Origin of the sequence: Paraburkholderia oxyphila NBRC 105797, assembly GCF_000685075.1 — a bacterium.
In the GTDB taxonomy this organism is placed as follows: Bacteria; Pseudomonadota; Gammaproteobacteria; order Burkholderiales; family Burkholderiaceae; genus Paraburkholderia; species Paraburkholderia oxyphila.
Window position 1 is genome coordinate 85992 of the sequence record NZ_BAYD01000030.1, and the last position, 15964, is coordinate 101955.

Genomic DNA, 15964 nt, shown 5'->3' on the forward strand with positions numbered 1-15964 from the left:
GAAGCGACGCCGGCGCGAACGCCGGCGCCGTTCCGGCTAGTCGCTGACGCGATGGATATCGTGCGTGACAAAGCCCGTTTGATTGCTGGGCAAATCGAGCCAGGTGTCGTGGCTGAGGGTGCGGCGGATATCCGTCAGCCCGGCGTCCCAGTGACTCTGCATGGTGGTTCTGCCGAACTGGTAGTCCTTGTCGCCGCGCTCGAACTTCTGCTGCTGGTAAATCAGTTGCAGCACGTTGTAGCGCTTGCCGCAAGCGAGGTCCTCGACCACCTTGCAGAGGTGGTCGCCTTCGCGCACGGCCTCGGGCACGCGCTCGAGCAACTCGCGCAACAGGTGCCGGTAGCGCTGCTCGCGTTGCAGCATGTCGGTGACGAGGCGCGTGCGACTCGAGTACTGAATGTCCTTCACGCGCGTGCCCACGTTTTCGAGCGTCTGCGGCACGGGCCCGCGCGCGGACCAGAGATCCACCTGGAACACCAGCGTGTCTCGGCGTGGCGACGCGCTGAGGACCTCGTGCAACGGCGTATTCGACACCACGCCACCGTCCCAGAAGAACTCGCCGTCGATTTCGACCGGCGCGAAGCCCGGCGGCAGCGCGCCCGAAGCGATGAAATGCTCGGCGCGCAGTGTCGTGCGCGTGTTGTCGAAATAGACGAAGTTCCCGGTCGCGACGTTCACCGCGCCCACCGACACCCGCGTCTCGCCGGAATTGATCCGCTCGAAATCGCAAAACCGCTCGAGCGTGGCCTTGAGCGGTGTGGTGTCGTACCAGCTGACCCGGTCCGGCGCGTTCGTGAGCCAGGGCAGCGGTGCCGGCACGCGCGGCGCAAAGAAGCCGTTCTGCCCCTGCGCGGCGGCGCTCGCGGCCTGAAACGCCGTCAGCATCGACCGTGTTGCGTCGGACGCCATGAATAGCGCGTGTTCGAACGGGGCAGGCATCGCCGGGGTGAAGCCCGGCTTGCAGATCGTCTCCCAGAACTCGCGTAGCCGCGAGACGCGCATGGCGGGCTCGTTGCCGGCAATGATGGCCGTGTTGAGCGCGCCAATCGAAATCCCCGCGACCCAGTTCAGCGGAATGCGCGCCTCTTCCAGCCCCTCCAGCACGCCGGCCTGATACGCGCCCAGCGCGCCGCCGCCCTGCAGGACCAGCGCCACCGTCTCATAGTCGAGGCTGCGCGCGTGATGAGCGCGCACGGCCCCGGACCTGGCCTTGCCGCGCCCGGCAGGCGCGGACCGCTCGGCGTTGTCGAGCTCGCTCATTGCATGAACCAGCCGTGGCTCACCACGAACGACTGGCCAGTGAGGGCCGCGCTCGGGAAGGCGGAGAGGAACAGCACCGTCTGCGCCACGTCTTCGACCGTCGTGAAAATGCCGTCCACGGTGCCGCCCAGCATCACCTTCTTGACCACTTCCTCTTCCGGGATGCCCAGCTCCTTCGCCTGCTCGGGAATCTGCTTTTCCACCAGCGGCGTGCGCACGAAGCCCGGACAAACCACGTGCGAACGCACGTTGTGCTTGCCGCCTTCCTTCGCGAGCACGCGCGCGAGACCGAGCAGCGCATGCTTGGCCGCGACATACGCCGACTTCAGCGGCGAAGCCTCGTGCGAGTGCACCGAGCCCATGTAGATCACGACGCCGCCGCGATCGTCCTTGTACATGTGCTTGAGCGCCGCCTTGGTGGTGAGGAAAGCGCCGTCCACGTGAATGGCCTGCATCTTCTTCCAGTCGGAGAACGCGTAGTTTTCAATCGGATTGACGATCTGGATGCCGGCGTTCGAAACGAGGATGTCGAGCGCGCCGAACGAGGCCACCACCTGATCGATGCCCTCGTTGACGGCTTCTTCGCTGGTCACGTCCATGGCAATGCCCATGGCCTTGCCGCCCGCGCGCTTGATCTCGTCCGCGACGGCCTGCGCGCCAGCGGCGTTGAGGTCGGCAATGGCGACCGCTGCGCCCTGCGCGGCGAGCGTCAGGGCGATCTCCTTGCCGATCCCGCTGGCCGCGCCGGTAATCACTGCAGTCTTGCCTTCTAGCTTCTTCATCATGTTGTTTCCGCTTTGCTTGAGTAGGAATGGAGGGAATTGGCTGGAACTGTGCGGCGCTTATTGCGCGAGGTAGTCGTGCACGACTTCGCCGAGGCCGAGCGTGAGGTCCGCGAGCAGATGCCGCGCCTCGACGATCTCGAGCACCGGGAGGTCGGCGACGGGTGCGAGCGCATGCGGGATCAGATGCAACGCGGCCGGCCCCGTCCACGCGCCCTTCAGCACGATGTCCTTCATGTAGTAGCGCACCAGCTCGCACACGCGCGGCGAGCCGTCCACGTGCGGCACGATCTTGAGCAGATAGTTGGGCCCCGCGAGCCGCCGCGCCTGCTCCGCCAGGTCGAGCTCGCGATGCTTGTAGCCCATCGTGCCGGTGGCGATGCGCACCGGGCCGTAGTCGAGCGTGCCGACCAGCGTGTCGGAATGCGGCGCAAGCTGGGGCGTAGCGAGCTTCTTGGGGAAGCCCCACAGCTCGCGGCCGCCGGCAATCGGCGGATGGTCGTCGAGGTACATCGAGTGCGTGTAGCTGCCGGGCTGGCCCTCGTACATCACCGGGATGACCTGGCCGCTTTCGGTGTAGTCGCCGAAGCCGGTCGAGTCCGGCATGCGGATGAACTCATAGCTCACGAGCGGCTCCGTGACCTCGAGCGGCTCGGGCACGACCTTGCGCAAGCGTTCGAGATCGGTGCGATACGTGATGATCAGGAACTCGCGATTGACGAACTTGTAGGGCCCCGGCGGAAAAGCGGGGTTGGTGAACGGCATCGCGAAAGCGCGGGATTGTATGTCTTTCATATGAAGCCTCGGTGAACGTTGCAAGAAATGCTTGCACAACATTTCGGATTGCGAATTGCTTGACGCAGAGGGTCAAGCACGTGGACAACGGCAGCCCGGCGAGCGGGACGCCATTCGAGGAGAGACAACCGGGAAGAAAGAAACTACGTTATCCGAGGAAACGGCATCTCGGCAAAAAGTATATGCGCCGAACGTCGGACGATGCGCCGATACTCAAGCGATCTTTGAGAATGATTAAACCATATTTTGGAAAAGCAATGCGCGCAGCGCGGCAACGGAACCGCCCGCTTGCAGGAAAGCACAAGCCAACGCCATGCATTACATGTAGCTTGCAATTGTGCACGGCTTGCCTCAAGCATCGTGCCGTCGCCTTGCGCTCGGCACTCGAGGCAATCGCCCCGCGCCCGCAGCGTCAGCCGTGATGCAGATGCAGCAGGATCAGCGTGAGCGTGACGAGCGAGCCCAGTGTCGAGTGCAGGATCGTGCGCGAGGTCACGTGCGCCTCGCGCCGGTAGTACTCCGCGAGCATGAACGGCCCGGTGCCGGTGGGGAGCGCCGCTAGCAGCACCGCGATCTCCACGAGCTGATCGGGCAGCGCGAACACGCGCGCGGCAAGCCACCCTGTCAGCGCCGGCTGCGCCACGAGCTTCGTGAGCGTGATCCACCACGACGACTCGGGCGGCGCGTCGCCTTTGGCGCGGCGCTCGGCGAGAAAGAGGCCGAGACTCACGAGCGCGCAAGGGCTCGCGGCGCCGCCCAGCAGCTTGAGGAACGTCTCCGCGCTCGCGGGCAGCGTGAGATGGGTGCCCGATACGATCGCGCCCAGCGCGGGCGCGACGAGCAGCGGATTGCGCATGAGCGAGCGCACCACCTTGATGAGCAGCCGGTGCGGGCGGCGCTCGCTTTGCAGGCCCGTCTCGATCAGCACGATGGCGAGCGCGAACAGCACGCACACCACGAGTATCGTCGCAATGGTCGTGGGCGTGAGGCTCGACGGCCCGAACGCGATCATGCACAGCGGAAAGCCCACGTAGCCCGTGTTTGGATACGCGGCGGCGAGCCCGTCGATGCTGGCATCGGCCAGAGGACGCCCGAGAAAGCACCGCACGCCCACCACGGCCGCGAACACAGTCATCCCCGCGACGCCGAACGCTGCAACGAAAGCCGGTTGAAAGAGTTCGCGCCACGTTGCGTGCGCAAGGATATCGAAGAGCAGTGCGGGCAGCGCGAGCCACACCACGAAGCGGTTCAGCTCCGAGGCGGCCGTGGGGCCGAGCACGCCGAAACGGCGGCAAGCGAAGCCAGCGAAGATGAGGCCGAAGACGGGCAGCAGGATCGAGACAGCGGAAAGCATCGGGTGAGCGTGAGTGAAACGCGCGGGCATGCCGTGCAGCGTCGCGCGGACGGGCGCAGACTATGCCCCGCGCGAACGATGAACGAAGAAAGCGCTGGAGGTCAGTCCATCGCCGCGTGGCTCGCGTCGACCGCCCCGCTCCCCGACGAAGGCCGGATCAGCACGAGTAGCGGAATCACGAGCAGCGTCGCAACGAACATCATCTTGAAGTCGTTCAGATACGCAATCATCTGCGCTTGCTGCGTGATCGACTGGTTGAGCACGGCAAGATCGTACCGCGATCCGGCTGCGAGCATCGGCTGGACCGCGGGGTTGAACGGCGTGATGTGCGCGGCGAGATCCGAATGCGCGATCTGCGTGCCGCGCGTGACGAAGGTCTGCACGATGGAAATGCCGATACTGCTGCCGATGTTGCGCATCAGGCTGTAGGTGGCCGTGCCGTCCGCGCGCAACTGCGGCGTGAGCGTCGAGAACGTCAGCGTGGAAAGCGGCACGAACACGAAGCCGAGCCCGAAGCCCTGCACCACGCCGGGCCAGACGATATCCGAGGCCGAGAGCACGAGCGTGTACTGCATCATCTGCCACAGCGCATAGGCGGACACCACGAAGCCGAACAGCAGCATGGCGCGCGCGTCCACGTGCTTGAGCAGGCGCCCCGCGATCAGCATGGCCAGCATGGTGCCCGCGCCACTGGGCGCGGTGACGAGGCCGGTGGTCGCCACCGGGTAGCCCATGAGGTTCTGCAGCATGGGCGGCAAGAGCGCGCGCGTGGCGTAGAGCACCGCGCCGATCACGAAAATGAAGAGCGTGCCCGTGGCGAAATTGCGGTCCTTGAGCAGCTGATAGCGAAAGAAGGTATTAGGGCCCGAAGTGGCCGTGTGCACGATGAAGAACGCGAACGCCAGCGCGGCCATGAGCGCTTCGATGCGGATTTCGAGCGAGCCGAACCAGTCGAGTTGCTCGCCGCGGTCGAGCAAGGCCTGCAGCGCGCCGATGGCCAGCGCCAACGTGGCGAAGCCGAACACGTCGAAGCGCGTCTCGCGGCGCGGCGCGCGCGAGGGCATGAAGGTGGACACACCGAAGAACGCGAACGCGCCGATCGGCACGTTGATGAAGAACACCCAGCGCCAGTTGTAGCTGTCCGTGAGCCAGCCGCCGAGCGTGGGGCCCAGCACGGGGCCCACCATCACGCCCATGCCCCAGACCGCCATGGCCTGGCCCTGGCGCTCGCGCGGATTGATGTCGAGCAGGATGGACTGCGAGAGCGGCACGAGCGACGCGCCGAATACGCCCTGCAACAGCCGCGAGCCGACGATTTCGCCCAGCGTCTCCGATAGCCCGCACAGCGCCGAGGCCACCGTGAAGCCCGCAATGGCCACGCCGAGCAGCGGCTTCACGCCGAAGCGGTCGGCAAACCACCCCGTGAGCGGCGTGGCGATAGCCGCCGCGACGATGTACGAGGTGAGCACCCACGTGATCTCGTCCTGCGACGCCGAAAGCGTGCCCTGCATATGCGGCAGGGCCACATTGGCGATCGTGCTGTCGAGCGTCTGCATCAGCGTGGCGAGCATGATCGACAACGTGATCATGCCGCGATTGAGCGGCACGGCCCCACGCTGCGAGGCTGTGCCGTGCGAGACTGCGGTCATCGTGAGTTCGGGCGATGCGTGGGGAAATAATAGTAAGCCTGCTTATTATACGACTCGCTCGAGCTGGCGCAATCCGGAAAAACGGGCATGCCGCTGCGGGCCATTGCGTGCCGCTCACGGGCCAGGCGGCGCGGGGCCCCCGTATAATCGCGCGATGACTACCGACCTCGAAAAGCGCTTCGGCTTCCTGGTCGTCGACGTGGGCCGCCTGTATGGCAAACGTTACGACGAGCTTGCGAAGTCGTCGCTCGAACTCACGCGCGCGCAGTGCCGCATGATCGCGTACCTTGCGCATTACGGCGACATGAACCAGGCGAGCCTTGCAGAACGGCTCGAAGTCGCGCCGATCTCCGCCGGCAGATTGCTGGAGCGAATGGAAGAAGGCGGCTGGGTCGTGCGCACGCCCAATCCCGGCGACCGCCGGGAATTGCTGGTGAGCCTCACGCCGAAGGCCGAGGGCGTGCTGGGCGGCGCGCGCCGCGTGGGCGACGAAGTGCAGGCGGAAGCGCTGGCCGGCTTCACGCCCGAAGAAGCCGAGCAGTTCGGCCAGATGCTTCAGCGCGTGCGCGCCAACCTGGGCGCGCTCGTCGAGCGCTGATCTTGCGCTCGTGCGCCGTTTGTACAGGTGCCGCCTTTACAGGTGCCGCTTTTGCTGATGCTCTTGCGTGCGAGCTTGCCGCGTCACTTGCCGGCCACCTTGCGCTGGCGCCACAGGCATAGCAGATCGCAGGCGAGATGCGCGGCGGCGAGCGCCGTGATCTCGCTCTGATCGTAGGCGGGCGCCACTTCCACCACGTCCGCGCCCACCAGGTTCACCGCTTCCAGGCCGCGCACGATCGCGAGCGCCTGCGCCGAGGACAGCCCGCCGGGCACCGGCGTGCCGGTGCCCGGCGCGAACGCCGGATCCAGGCAATCGATATCGAACGTGAGATAGGCGGGCCGCTCGCCCACGATCTCCAGAATGCGCTCGCACGCCGCGCGCGGGCCGTTCTCGTACACCCACGGCGCGTCGAGCACGTTGATGCCGAGAAAATCGTCGTTCCATGTGCGTATGCCCACCTGCACCGAGGTCTTCGGATCGATGAGCCCCTCCTTCACAGCCTTGTAGAACATCGTGCCGTGATTGAGGCTCTCCGGATGATCGTCGGGCCAGGTATCGCAGTGCGCGTCGAAGTGAATCAGCGAGAGCGGCTTGCCGTACTTCTCGGCGTGAGCGATCAAAAGCGGATACGTGATGAAATGGTCGCCGCCGAACGTGAGCATCTTCGCGCCGGAGCGCAAAATCGTGCGCGCATGCTCGACGATCGCGGGCTTGATGGTCAACGGATTGTGCGCATCGAACCAGCAGTCGCCGTAGTCGGCCACCGCCAGCGCCTCGAATGGATCGAACCCCCACGGATACGGATGCAGTTCCGCAATCTGCACGCTCGCGGCACGCACCGCGGACGGGCCGAGACGCGCGCCCGAGCGGAAGGTCGTGGCGAGGTCGAGCGGCACGCCCGAGATCGCCACGTCTACGCCATTGAGATCGCGCGTGTAGTTGCGGCGCATGAACGACAGCACGCCTGCGTAGGTGTTCTCGATGGAGGAGCCGTATAGCGTTGGGCGGCGGATAGCGCCGTCGCCGTGAAGAATGTCCGACATGCATTGACCCGATAGGAAAAACCGCGGCGAGACACGCACGCCGCAGTGGACGGATTCATAGTCCACGCGGCGGCACGCGCGCACCCACAGCCGGTGCACGGGCGCGCCGCCGCGCGGGAAGCGCGAATCCTTTAGCGCAACCGCACGAGCGTGGACTTCAGCTCGGTGTACTTCTCCAGCGCATGCAGCGACTTGTCCCGGCCGTTGCCCGACTCCTTGAAGCCGCCGAACGGGAAGTTCATGTCGCCGCCTTCGTCGTAGCAGTTGACCCACACCGTGCCCGCACGCAGACGGCGCGCGATCTCGTGGGCGTTCGTGAGATTCGCCGTCCAGACCGCTGCCGCAAGGCCGTAGTCGCTGTCGTTGGCGATGCGCACGGCTTCGTCGATCGTGCCGAACGTGATCACCGAAAGCACCGGGCCAAAGATCTCTTCGCGCGCGATGCGTGCGTCATGGCGCGTATCGAACACCGTCGGCTCCACGTAGAAGCCGCCGCTCGACGCATTCACGCGCTCGCCGCCCAGCAGCAGCGTGGATTCCTTGCGTCCGGCCTCGATATAGCCGAGCACACGCTCCATCTGAATCTTGTCGACGATCGCGCCCATCGAGACTGCGGGATCGAGAGGATTGCCAGGCTTGTACGCCTTCGCCGCTTCCAGCAGTTTCGCGAGGAACACGTCCTTGATATCGCGGTGCACGAGCAGGCGCGAGCCCGCCGTGCACATCTCGCCCATGTTGTAGAAGATCGCGCCCGCCGCGGCCTTTGCCGCGCGATCGAGGTCCGGGCAATCCGGCAGCACGATGTTCGGCGACTTGCCGCCCAGCTCGAGCCACACGCGCTTGAGATTGGACTGGCCCGCGTACTGCATGATCTGCTTGCCCACGTTGGTCGAGCCCGTGAAGGCGATGCAGTCCACGTCGCGGTGCAGGGCGAGCAGCTTGCCCGGCTCGCCGCCGCCGGGCAGCACGTTGAACACGCCTGCCGGAATGCCCGCCTCGCGCGCGAGCTGCGCCACGCGGATCGCCGTGAGCGGCGACTTCTCGGAAGGCTTGAGCACGACACTGTTGCCTGCGGCAAGCGCCGGGCCGAACTTCCACGACGCCATCAGGATCGGGAAATTCCACGGCACCACGGCCGCCACCACGCCGATGGGCTCGCGCGTGACGAGGCCCACGAGATGATGGTCGGCGGGCACGACTTCGCCACCCACCTTGTCGATGGCCTCGGCGAACCATTCGACGCAATAGGCCGCGCCCGGCAGGTCCACCGTGGTGGTGTCGCCAATGGGCTTGCCCGCGTCGAGCGTTTCGAGCAGCGCGAGTTCGTCCAGGTGCTCGCGCATCAGCGCGGCCCAGCGCAGCAGGACCGCCTTGCGCTCGCGCGGGTTCAGGCCCGCCCATACACCCTGCTCGAATGCGCGGCGCGCGGCGGCCACGGCGGCGTCGACATCGGCCGCGCCGCAGTCGGCCACGCTCGCGAGCACGCGGCCGTCAATCGGGCTCACACAGTCGAAGGTGCGGCCCGAATACGCATCGCGCGGGGCGCCGTCGATGAATGCGCGGCCGTCGATCTTGAGCGATGCGGCCTTGTCCTGCCAGTAAGCGAGATTTCTCTTTTCCATGAGGATGCCTCAATGATTTGCGATTCGTTCTGCGTGCCGCGAACGCGGCCGAACTTCGATCGAACATCAATCGAACTTCGGCCGTACGGCGGCTGCACGCAGCGAACCGGATTGGCGCGAGTCAGAAAGTGGGCGGCGAATTGGCCGACACCACCTCGCAAACATCGCTCGCGCTGGGATTGCGAAACCGGTGCGGAAGGCGGCTTTCGAAGTAGTAGCTGTCGCCGGGGTCGAGCAGCCAGGTCGTGCCGTCCACGGTCAGCTCGAGCTGGCCCGCCACCACGACGCCGCCCTCGTGCCCGGCGTGCGTGAGCATTTCGGCCCCCGTGTCGGCGAGCGGCTGGTACACCTCGCGCATGATGCCCATGTTGCGGTCCTTCACGTTCGCGCCCGCGAGATAGAACTCGATGGAGGCGTTGCCGAGGTTCGGCATCTCGCCGCGGCGCGACACGACGCTCGCGCCCTCGTTCAGATCAAATGTGAAGAATTCCGCGAGACTCATGGGAATGCATTCGAGCAGCTTCTTGAGCGAGCCGACGGAGGGACTGACACGACTTTGCTCGATCAGCGAGATCGCGCCGTTCGTGACGCCCGCGCGCTTGGCGAGCTCGCGTTGCGACAACCCATAGCGCTTGCGCACGTAGCGCAGGCGTGTTGCGACTTCAGTGGAAACGGATACGGACTCGGTCACGTTCGAAAGCCGGTTGATCAGGGAGCGCGCCAAAAAACCGCTGCGGGTAGCAGCGAACGACGGACGAACGACAGCAAAAACGGCGCGGTGGACGTGTTGAATATTCTAATCAGTTTGTATTTTTTTGCGTTAGTAGAAACCCCTGTAAGTTATTCGAAATATAAAGGAAGGTAGCCATATTTCGCATTCCATCGGTGTTTGCAGCCTGCCACCCGGGAAAGTGCTGACTCGAAAACGTAAAAAAATAATTGACGGCCTTTTTGGCTCGTATATGCTGGACAACAGGTCGATCGAACGATGACCACCAGCATGAAACATCTACGCAACACGCTGTTCATGCGGGATACATCGAACGACACCTATGTTTGGCGTGATGCAGTGCGAACTATTCAGGTCGCGCTGAATAAGTCGGGCAATTTATCAACAACTCCAGTCGAGTGTAATTGTGAGAGTCCGTGGCCCTCTGGTGAGATGGGATCGAAGTCATGCGAGGTGTCTTCGCAGTGACTGCGCCGCCATCGCCGACGGCAGTAGCGGCAGGCTTGCCTCTCGCCTGTTTCTATCCGTCATCACAATCCTTTCGCGCCGGTCTGTTCGGCGCCACAACGCCGTCTCTGCACGCGCCTTCATCGCCGTCCATACGGACGAGGTCGCGTCGCTGCTGCCCTAGCGCCTCTTCTTCCTGCGCCGTTCGTTTTCATCGCCGTCGACCGCATGCGAGCTGTCCTGCCGCACGCAAACGGCGTGGCTGTGCACGCCTGTCCACGGTTGCGCCGCATAACGGCAGAAAACGAACCGCCTACATGATCTCCACGCGCAGCGCGATCCGTTAGCGCCACTTTCGCGCTGCACCCAAGGCTTGCGGCCTTGCCTCGTGCAAGGTTGCAAGGTCATGTCACGCCCGTAGCGTCACTGCAAAAGTATTTGCACTTGAGCTGAACGGGCAGAAGAAGTGAAACATTAGTCATGCGAACCAAGCCATTGATTGGAGTGACCGCCGATCGCACGATGATGGGACCGCACGCGTCGCACGTGACCGGCGAGAAGTACATCGCCGCGGCCGTGGACGGCTCGGGCGGGCTCGCGCTGGTGCTGCCGGCGCTCGGCGCGCGGCAGGCAGCAGCCGACATCCTCGATGCCGTTGACGGCCTGCTCTTCACCGGCAGCTACTCGAACGTGGAGCCGCATCGCTACGGCGGCGCGGCCAGCGCCGCGGGCACGCTGCACGACCCCGAGCGCGACGCCACCACGCTGCCGCTGATGCGCGCAGCCATCGACGCGGGCGTGCCCGTGCTCGCCATCTGCCGCGGTTTTCAGGAGATGAACGTCGTGTTCGGCGGCACGCTGCACCAGCAAGTGCATGCGGTCGATGGACTCGACGACCATCGCGAGAACAAGGCCGATACGCTCGAAACGCAATACGGGCCGGCGCACACCATCGCGCTGGTCGAGGGCGGACTGCTGCAACGGCTCGCCGGCGGCGCACGCGAAGCCAGCGTGAATTCGCTGCACGGGCAAGGCATCGAAACGCCCGGTCACGGACTGGTTGTGGAAGCAACGGCACCGGACGGCCTCATCGAAGCGATCAGCGTGGCCCATGCGGCGAGCTTCGCACTCGGCGTGCAATGGCACCCCGAATGGCAGCACGCGCAGAACGCGCTATCCACCGCGATCTTCCGCGCCTTTGGCGAAGCCTGCCGGGCCCGCATGCTGGCCCGAATACCGGGCGGAGCCGGCCGGCAGAACGCCGAAGCACCTCGTGCCGCCCACGCCTGAGCCGGCCCGCACCCTACTGAGAGAACGACAATGCAAGAAATCGACGAATTCCTGAAGAAGCACCACATCACCGAAGTCGAAGCGATCATCCCCGACATGGCGGGCACCGCGCGCGGCAAGATCACGCCCCGCAGCAAGTTCGAATCGGGCGAGTCCATGCGGTTGCCGCAGGCCGTGATGATCCAGACCGTGACGGGCGACTACCCCGAAGACGGCAGCTTCACCGGCGTCACCGATCCGGACATGGTGTGCGTGCCCGATGCTTCGACCATCCGCATCATTCCGTGGGCCGTCGATCCCACGGCCCAGGTGATCCACGACTGCGTCCACTTCGACGGCTCGCCCGTCGAAATCTCGCCGCGTCGTGTGCTGCGCCGCGTCCTGGAACTTTACGAGGCCAAGGGCTGGAAGCCCGTGATCGCGCCCGAACTCGAGTTCTACCTCGTCGACATGAACAAGGATCCGGACCTGCCGCTCGTGCCGCCCGTGGGCCGCACGGGCCGTCCGGAGACAGGCCGCCAGTCGTATTCGATCGAAGCGGTAAACGAATTCGATCCGCTCTTCGAGGACATCTACGAGTACTGCGATATCCAGGGCCTCGAAGTCGATACGCTGATTCACGAAGTCGGCGCCGCGCAAATGGAAATCAACTTCCTGCACGGCGACGCCCTGAAGCTCGCGGACCAGGTGTTCCTCTTCAAGCGCACGGTGCGCGAAGCGGCGCTGCGCCACCATATGTACGCCACGTTCATGGCGAAACCGATGGAGAACGAGCCGGGCTCGGCCATGCACATGCACCAGAGCATCGTGTCCTCCGAAAGCGGCCAGAACCTCTTCACGGGCGAGGACGGCAAGGCGACCGACATGTTCTATGCGTACATCGCCGGCCTGCAGAAGTACACGCCCGCGCTGATGCCGATCTTCGCGCCGTACATCAACTCGTACCGCCGCCTCTCGCGCTTCATGGCCGCGCCGATCAACGTCGCCTGGGGCTACGACAACCGCACGGTGGGCTTTCGCGTGCCGTACTCGTCGCCGGGCGCGCGGCGCATCGAGAACCGCATTCCGGGTGTCGACACGAACCCGTACCTTGCGATGGCCGCGACGCTGGCCGCAGGCTACCTCGGCATGACGCAGCACCTCAAGCCAACCGAGCCCCTGCTCTCCGACGGCTATTCGCTGCCGTACCAGCTGCCGCGCAACCTCGAAGAGGGCCTTACGCTGATGAGCGCGTCGGAGCCGCTGAAGGAGATCCTCGGCGAAAAGTTCGTGCGCGCCTACCTCGCGCTCAAGGAAACCGAATACGAAGCGTATTTCCGCGTGATCAGTTCGTGGGAACGCAAGCACTTGCTGCTGCACGTGTAATAGACAGGAGACACGAAAGATGAGCTATCGAATCGACGCCCCCGCCAGCGCGCTGCAAGAACTGCCGACGACGCTGCGCGCGCAAACCTCGCGCTCGACTGCCGACTACCGCGCACTCGACGCCGCGCATCATATCCATCCGTTCTCCGACATGGGTTCGCTCAACAAGGCCGGCAGCCGCGTGATCGTGAAAGCGAAAGGCGTGTACCTGTGGGACTCGGAAGGCAACCAGATCATCGACGGCATGGCCGGACTCTGGTGCGTGAACGTGGGCTATGGCCGCAAGGAGCTCGCCGACGCCGCCTACAAGCAGCTTCAGGAACTGCCCTACTACAACACGTTCTTCAAGACCACGCACCCGCCGGTGATCGAGCTTTCGGCGCTGCTCGCCGAGCTCTCGCCCGAGCCGTTCAATCACTTCTTCTATTGCAACAGCGGCTCGGAAGGCAACGACACGGTGCTGCGCATCGTGCACCAGTACTGGCTCACGCAAGGCAAGCCTTCGAAGAAGGTCGTCATCTCGCGCAAGAACGGCTATCACGGCTCGACCATCGCGGGCGGCACGCTCGGCGGCATGGGCTACATGCATGAGCAGATGCCCTCGAAGGTCGAGAACATCGTCCATATCGATCAGCCGTACTTCTTCGGCGAAGCGCAAGGCGACATGACGCCCGAGGAGTTCGGCCTCGCGCGCGCCCAGCAGCTCGAAGCGAAGATTCTCGAAGTGGGCGCTGAGAACGTGGCCGCCTTTATCGGCGAGCCGTTCCAGGGCGCGGGCGGCGTGATCTTCCCGCCTTCCACGTACTGGCCGGAAATCCAGCGTATCTGCCGCAAGTACGACATCCTGCTGTGCGCCGACGAAGTGATCGGCGGCTTCGGGCGCACCGGCGAATGGTTCGCGCATCAGCACTTCGGCTTCGAGCCCGACCTCATCACGATGGCCAAGGGCCTCACGAGCGGTTATGTGCCGATGGGCGCGGTGGGCATTCACGACCGCATCGCCAAGGCGCTGATCGAGAACGGCGACTTCAACCATGGCCTCACGTATTCGGGCCATCCGGTGGCCGCCGCGGTCGCGGTCGCCAACCTCAAGCTGCTGCGCGACGAGCGCATTGTCGAGCGCGTGAAGACGGACACCGGCCCGTACTTCCAGCAGCGCCTGCGCGAAACCTTCGACAATCACCCGATCATCGGCGATATCTCCGGCACGGGGCTCGTGGCGGGCCTGCAGCTCGCCGAAGATCCGAAGGCGCGCAAGCGCTTCGCGAACGGTGGCGACGTGGGCACGATCTGCCGCGACTTCTGCTTCAACGGCAACCTGATCATGCGCGCCACGGGCGACCGCATGCTGCTCTCGCCGCCGCTCGTCATCACGCGCGCCGAGATCGATGAAATCGTGTCGAAGGCGAAGAAGGCCGTCGACGCAACCGCGCAACAACTGGGACTTTCGTAACGCTGCAAACTAAGGGCCGGCGGCGCACAACGGGGTGCGGGCGCCGCCCGCCAACTTTTATCTTCTGGGGAATTCAACATGAGTGTCAGACATCTTCGTCATGCCGTCGCAGTGGCCGCGCTTGCCGTCTGTGCGGGTCTCACGGCTACCTCGAGCCAGACGGCTCGCGCCGCCGACGACGCACTGAACGTGTACAACTGGTCCGACTACATTGCGAAAGACACGATCCCGAACTTCGAGAAGCAGACGGGCATCCATGTGAAGTACGACAACTACGACAGCGACGACACGCTGCAGGCCAAGCTGCTCGCAGGCAGCTCGGGCTACGACATCGTGGTGCCGACTTCGAACTACATGGCCAAGCAGATTCAGGCCGGCGTCTACCAGAAGCTCGACAAGTCGAAGCTCCCCAATCTCGCGAACCTCGATCCGCTGCTCATGCACATGATTGCCGATGCCGATCCGGGCAATCAGTACGGCGTGCCCTGGGCATTCGGCACCGACGGTGTCGGCTACAACCAGGAAGCCATCGAGAAGGCACTGGGCACGAACGCACCGGTCGATAGCTGGGCGCTGATCTTCGATCCGCAATACCTTTCGAAGCTCAAGGGCTGCGGTGTCTCGTTCCTCGACCAGGCCGTCGACGCCTTCGCGGCCACGCTGCAGTACATGGGCAAGAACCCCAACAGCACGAACCCGGCCGACTACCAGGCAGCCTTCGAAGTGCTGAAGAAAGTCCGCCCGTACATCACCCAGTTCAACTCCTCGGGCTACATCAACGACCTCGTGAACAATGACATCTGCGTCGCGTTCGCCTGGTCCGGCGACGTGGGCATCGCTCACCGCCGCGCCGAGGAAGCCAAGCGTGCGTATCACATCAAGTTCTCGAATCCGAAGGAAGGCGGCTTGCTGTGGTTCGACGTGATGGTCGTGCCCAAGGACGCTCCGCACCCCGAAGCGGCCATGAAGTGGATCAACTACATCGAAGATCCGAAGGTCAACGCCGCGATCACCAACGAAGTGTTCTATCCCACCGCAAACAAGGCCGCGCACCAGTTCGTGACGGCGTCGGTCGCGCAAGACCCGACGGTCTATCCGTCCGAAGACGTGCTCAAGAAAATGACGCTGATGAAGCCGATGCCGGCCGACATCCTGCGCCTCGAAAACCGTCTGTGGTCGCAGCTGAAGACCGGCCACTGATCGACTGAACGGGGCGGCCGTCCGCCCCCGGAAGAAAACCGAAGGAGAAGGAAGGAGACAACGTGCGGAAGAGGGATCGCTCGACCCCTCTCCGCCAGAAGTTTGCTGTTCGAAGTCCGGCTGAGCGCGCCGCCCCTTATTTGAAACCGACGCGCCAGTTTCCAACGAGCTCCGTTCGCAGTACTAAAGTCCGCGAGTCGCTTTTGCGCCCCGTGCGGGGCCACTCGCGCCCGCATTTGCCCACGCCATGCAAGGACATGCCGTACCGCGATCAGAAAGGAACCCAGGTTACATCATGAATTCGACGTCCCAAGTCAACGCCTCCGAAGCCGCTCGCGCCACCGCCGCGGCCAGCTCCCGCGACGCTTTCGTA

General features: G+C 64.5%; 14 protein-coding genes. 6 read left to right on the top strand and 8 right to left on the bottom strand.

Going from position 1 to position 15964, the window contains the following annotated elements; all coding sequences use genetic code 11:
- Positions 1 to 36: 36 nt before the first annotated feature.
- The 5 genes from BO1_RS19975 to BO1_RS19995 all read right to left on the bottom strand — a co-directional run bounded on the left by BO1_RS19975 (position 37) and on the right by BO1_RS19995 (position 5840).
- Entirely contained in the window at positions 37 to 1260 is a 1224-nt protein-coding gene (locus BO1_RS19975) for a DUF3734 domain-containing protein (protein ID WP_043285528.1), read from the bottom strand.
- Positions 1257 to 2045, bottom strand: a complete 789-nt coding sequence (locus BO1_RS19980) for a 3-hydroxybutyrate dehydrogenase (RefSeq protein WP_028219072.1) — start codon at positions 2043 to 2045, stop codon at positions 1257 to 1259. Before BO1_RS19980 ends, BO1_RS19975 begins: the two co-directional genes overlap by 4 nt.
- A 57-nt stretch (positions 2046 to 2102) precedes the next feature.
- On the bottom strand, positions 2103 to 2837 hold the full coding sequence (locus BO1_RS19985) for an acetoacetate decarboxylase (protein WP_028219073.1): 735 nt from the start codon (positions 2835 to 2837) through the stop codon (positions 2103 to 2105).
- Positions 2838 to 3249: 412 nt separating this feature from the next.
- Entirely contained in the window at positions 3250 to 4191 is a 942-nt protein-coding gene (locus BO1_RS19990; protein WP_028219074.1) for an AEC family transporter, read from the bottom strand.
- Positions 4192 to 4292: 101 nt separating this feature from the next.
- Complete coding sequence (locus BO1_RS19995; RefSeq protein ID WP_028219075.1) at positions 4293 to 5840, bottom strand: DHA2 family efflux MFS transporter permease subunit; 1548 nt, start codon at positions 5838 to 5840, stop codon at positions 4293 to 4295.
- A gap of 154 nt (positions 5841 to 5994) precedes the next feature.
- Here BO1_RS19995 and BO1_RS20000 point away from each other — a divergent pair, with 154 nt between their 5' ends.
- Positions 5995 to 6438, top strand: a complete 444-nt coding sequence (locus BO1_RS20000) for a MarR family winged helix-turn-helix transcriptional regulator (RefSeq protein WP_028219076.1) — start codon at positions 5995 to 5997, stop codon at positions 6436 to 6438.
- 83 nt (positions 6439 to 6521) lie between these two features.
- On the opposite strand, the gene speB is transcribed toward BO1_RS20000, so the two are convergent.
- From speB to BO1_RS20015, 3 genes are all read right to left on the bottom strand, one after another.
- A complete protein-coding gene (gene speB / locus BO1_RS20005; protein ID WP_028219077.1) occupies positions 6522 to 7484 on the bottom strand; it encodes an agmatinase in 963 nt (320 codons plus the stop codon).
- Positions 7485 to 7615: 131 nt separating this feature from the next.
- Positions 7616 to 9106, bottom strand: a complete 1491-nt coding sequence (locus BO1_RS20010) for an aldehyde dehydrogenase (protein WP_028219078.1) — start codon at positions 9104 to 9106, stop codon at positions 7616 to 7618.
- 121 nt (positions 9107 to 9227) lie between these two features.
- Positions 9228 to 9797: a cupin domain-containing protein gene (locus tag BO1_RS20015; protein ID WP_028219079.1), complete on the bottom strand. Its 570-nt coding sequence runs from the start codon at positions 9795 to 9797 to the stop codon at positions 9228 to 9230.
- 445 nt (positions 9798 to 10242) lie between these two features.
- Between BO1_RS20015 and BO1_RS61275 the strand changes: the two genes are divergently transcribed.
- From BO1_RS61275 to BO1_RS20035, 5 genes are all read left to right on the top strand, one after another.
- Entirely contained in the window at positions 10243 to 10467 is a 225-nt protein-coding gene (locus BO1_RS61275) for a hypothetical protein (RefSeq protein ID WP_232071609.1), read from the top strand.
- 296 nt (positions 10468 to 10763) lie between these two features.
- Positions 10764 to 11573: a gamma-glutamyl-gamma-aminobutyrate hydrolase family protein gene (locus BO1_RS20020; protein WP_028219080.1), complete on the top strand. Its 810-nt coding sequence runs from the start codon at positions 10764 to 10766 to the stop codon at positions 11571 to 11573.
- Between the two features lie 30 nt (positions 11574 to 11603).
- Complete coding sequence (locus BO1_RS20025; protein WP_028219081.1) at positions 11604 to 12938, top strand: glutamine synthetase family protein; 1335 nt, start codon at positions 11604 to 11606, stop codon at positions 12936 to 12938.
- Between the two features lie 19 nt (positions 12939 to 12957).
- Entirely contained in the window at positions 12958 to 14391 is a 1434-nt protein-coding gene (locus tag BO1_RS20030) for an aspartate aminotransferase family protein (RefSeq protein ID WP_028219082.1), read from the top strand.
- Positions 14392 to 14469: 78 nt separating this feature from the next.
- On the top strand, positions 14470 to 15591 hold the full coding sequence (locus BO1_RS20035; RefSeq protein ID WP_028219083.1) for a polyamine ABC transporter substrate-binding protein: 1122 nt from the start codon (positions 14470 to 14472) through the stop codon (positions 15589 to 15591).
- Positions 15592 to 15964: the final 373 nt, after the last annotated feature.

Bases quoted from the DNA above. Each gene is read 5' to 3' on its own strand.
- BO1_RS19975 (WP_043285528.1), bottom strand. From the start codon at position 1,260: ATGAGCGAGCTCGACAACGCCGAGCGGTCCGCGCCTGCCGGGCGCGGC.
- BO1_RS19980 (WP_028219072.1), bottom strand. From the start codon at position 2,045: ATGATGAAGAAGCTAGAAGGCAAGACTGCAGTGATTACCGGCGCGGCC.
- BO1_RS19985 (WP_028219073.1), bottom strand. From the start codon at position 2,837: ATGAAAGACATACAATCCCGCGCTTTCGCGATGCCGTTCACCAACCCC.
- BO1_RS19990 (WP_028219074.1), bottom strand. From the start codon at position 4,191: ATGCTTTCCGCTGTCTCGATCCTGCTGCCCGTCTTCGGCCTCATCTTC.
- BO1_RS19995 (WP_028219075.1), bottom strand. From the start codon at position 5,840: ATGACCGCAGTCTCGCACGGCACAGCCTCGCAGCGTGGGGCCGTGCCG.
- BO1_RS20000 (WP_028219076.1), top strand. From the start codon at position 5,995: ATGACTACCGACCTCGAAAAGCGCTTCGGCTTCCTGGTCGTCGACGTG.
- speB (WP_028219077.1), bottom strand. From the start codon at position 7,484: ATGTCGGACATTCTTCACGGCGACGGCGCTATCCGCCGCCCAACGCTA.
- BO1_RS20010 (WP_028219078.1), bottom strand. From the start codon at position 9,106: ATGGAAAAGAGAAATCTCGCTTACTGGCAGGACAAGGCCGCATCGCTC.
- BO1_RS20020 (WP_028219080.1), top strand. From the start codon at position 10,764: ATGCGAACCAAGCCATTGATTGGAGTGACCGCCGATCGCACGATGATG.
- BO1_RS20025 (WP_028219081.1), top strand. From the start codon at position 11,604: ATGCAAGAAATCGACGAATTCCTGAAGAAGCACCACATCACCGAAGTC.
- BO1_RS20030 (WP_028219082.1), top strand. From the start codon at position 12,958: ATGAGCTATCGAATCGACGCCCCCGCCAGCGCGCTGCAAGAACTGCCG.
- BO1_RS20035 (WP_028219083.1), top strand. From the start codon at position 14,470: ATGAGTGTCAGACATCTTCGTCATGCCGTCGCAGTGGCCGCGCTTGCC.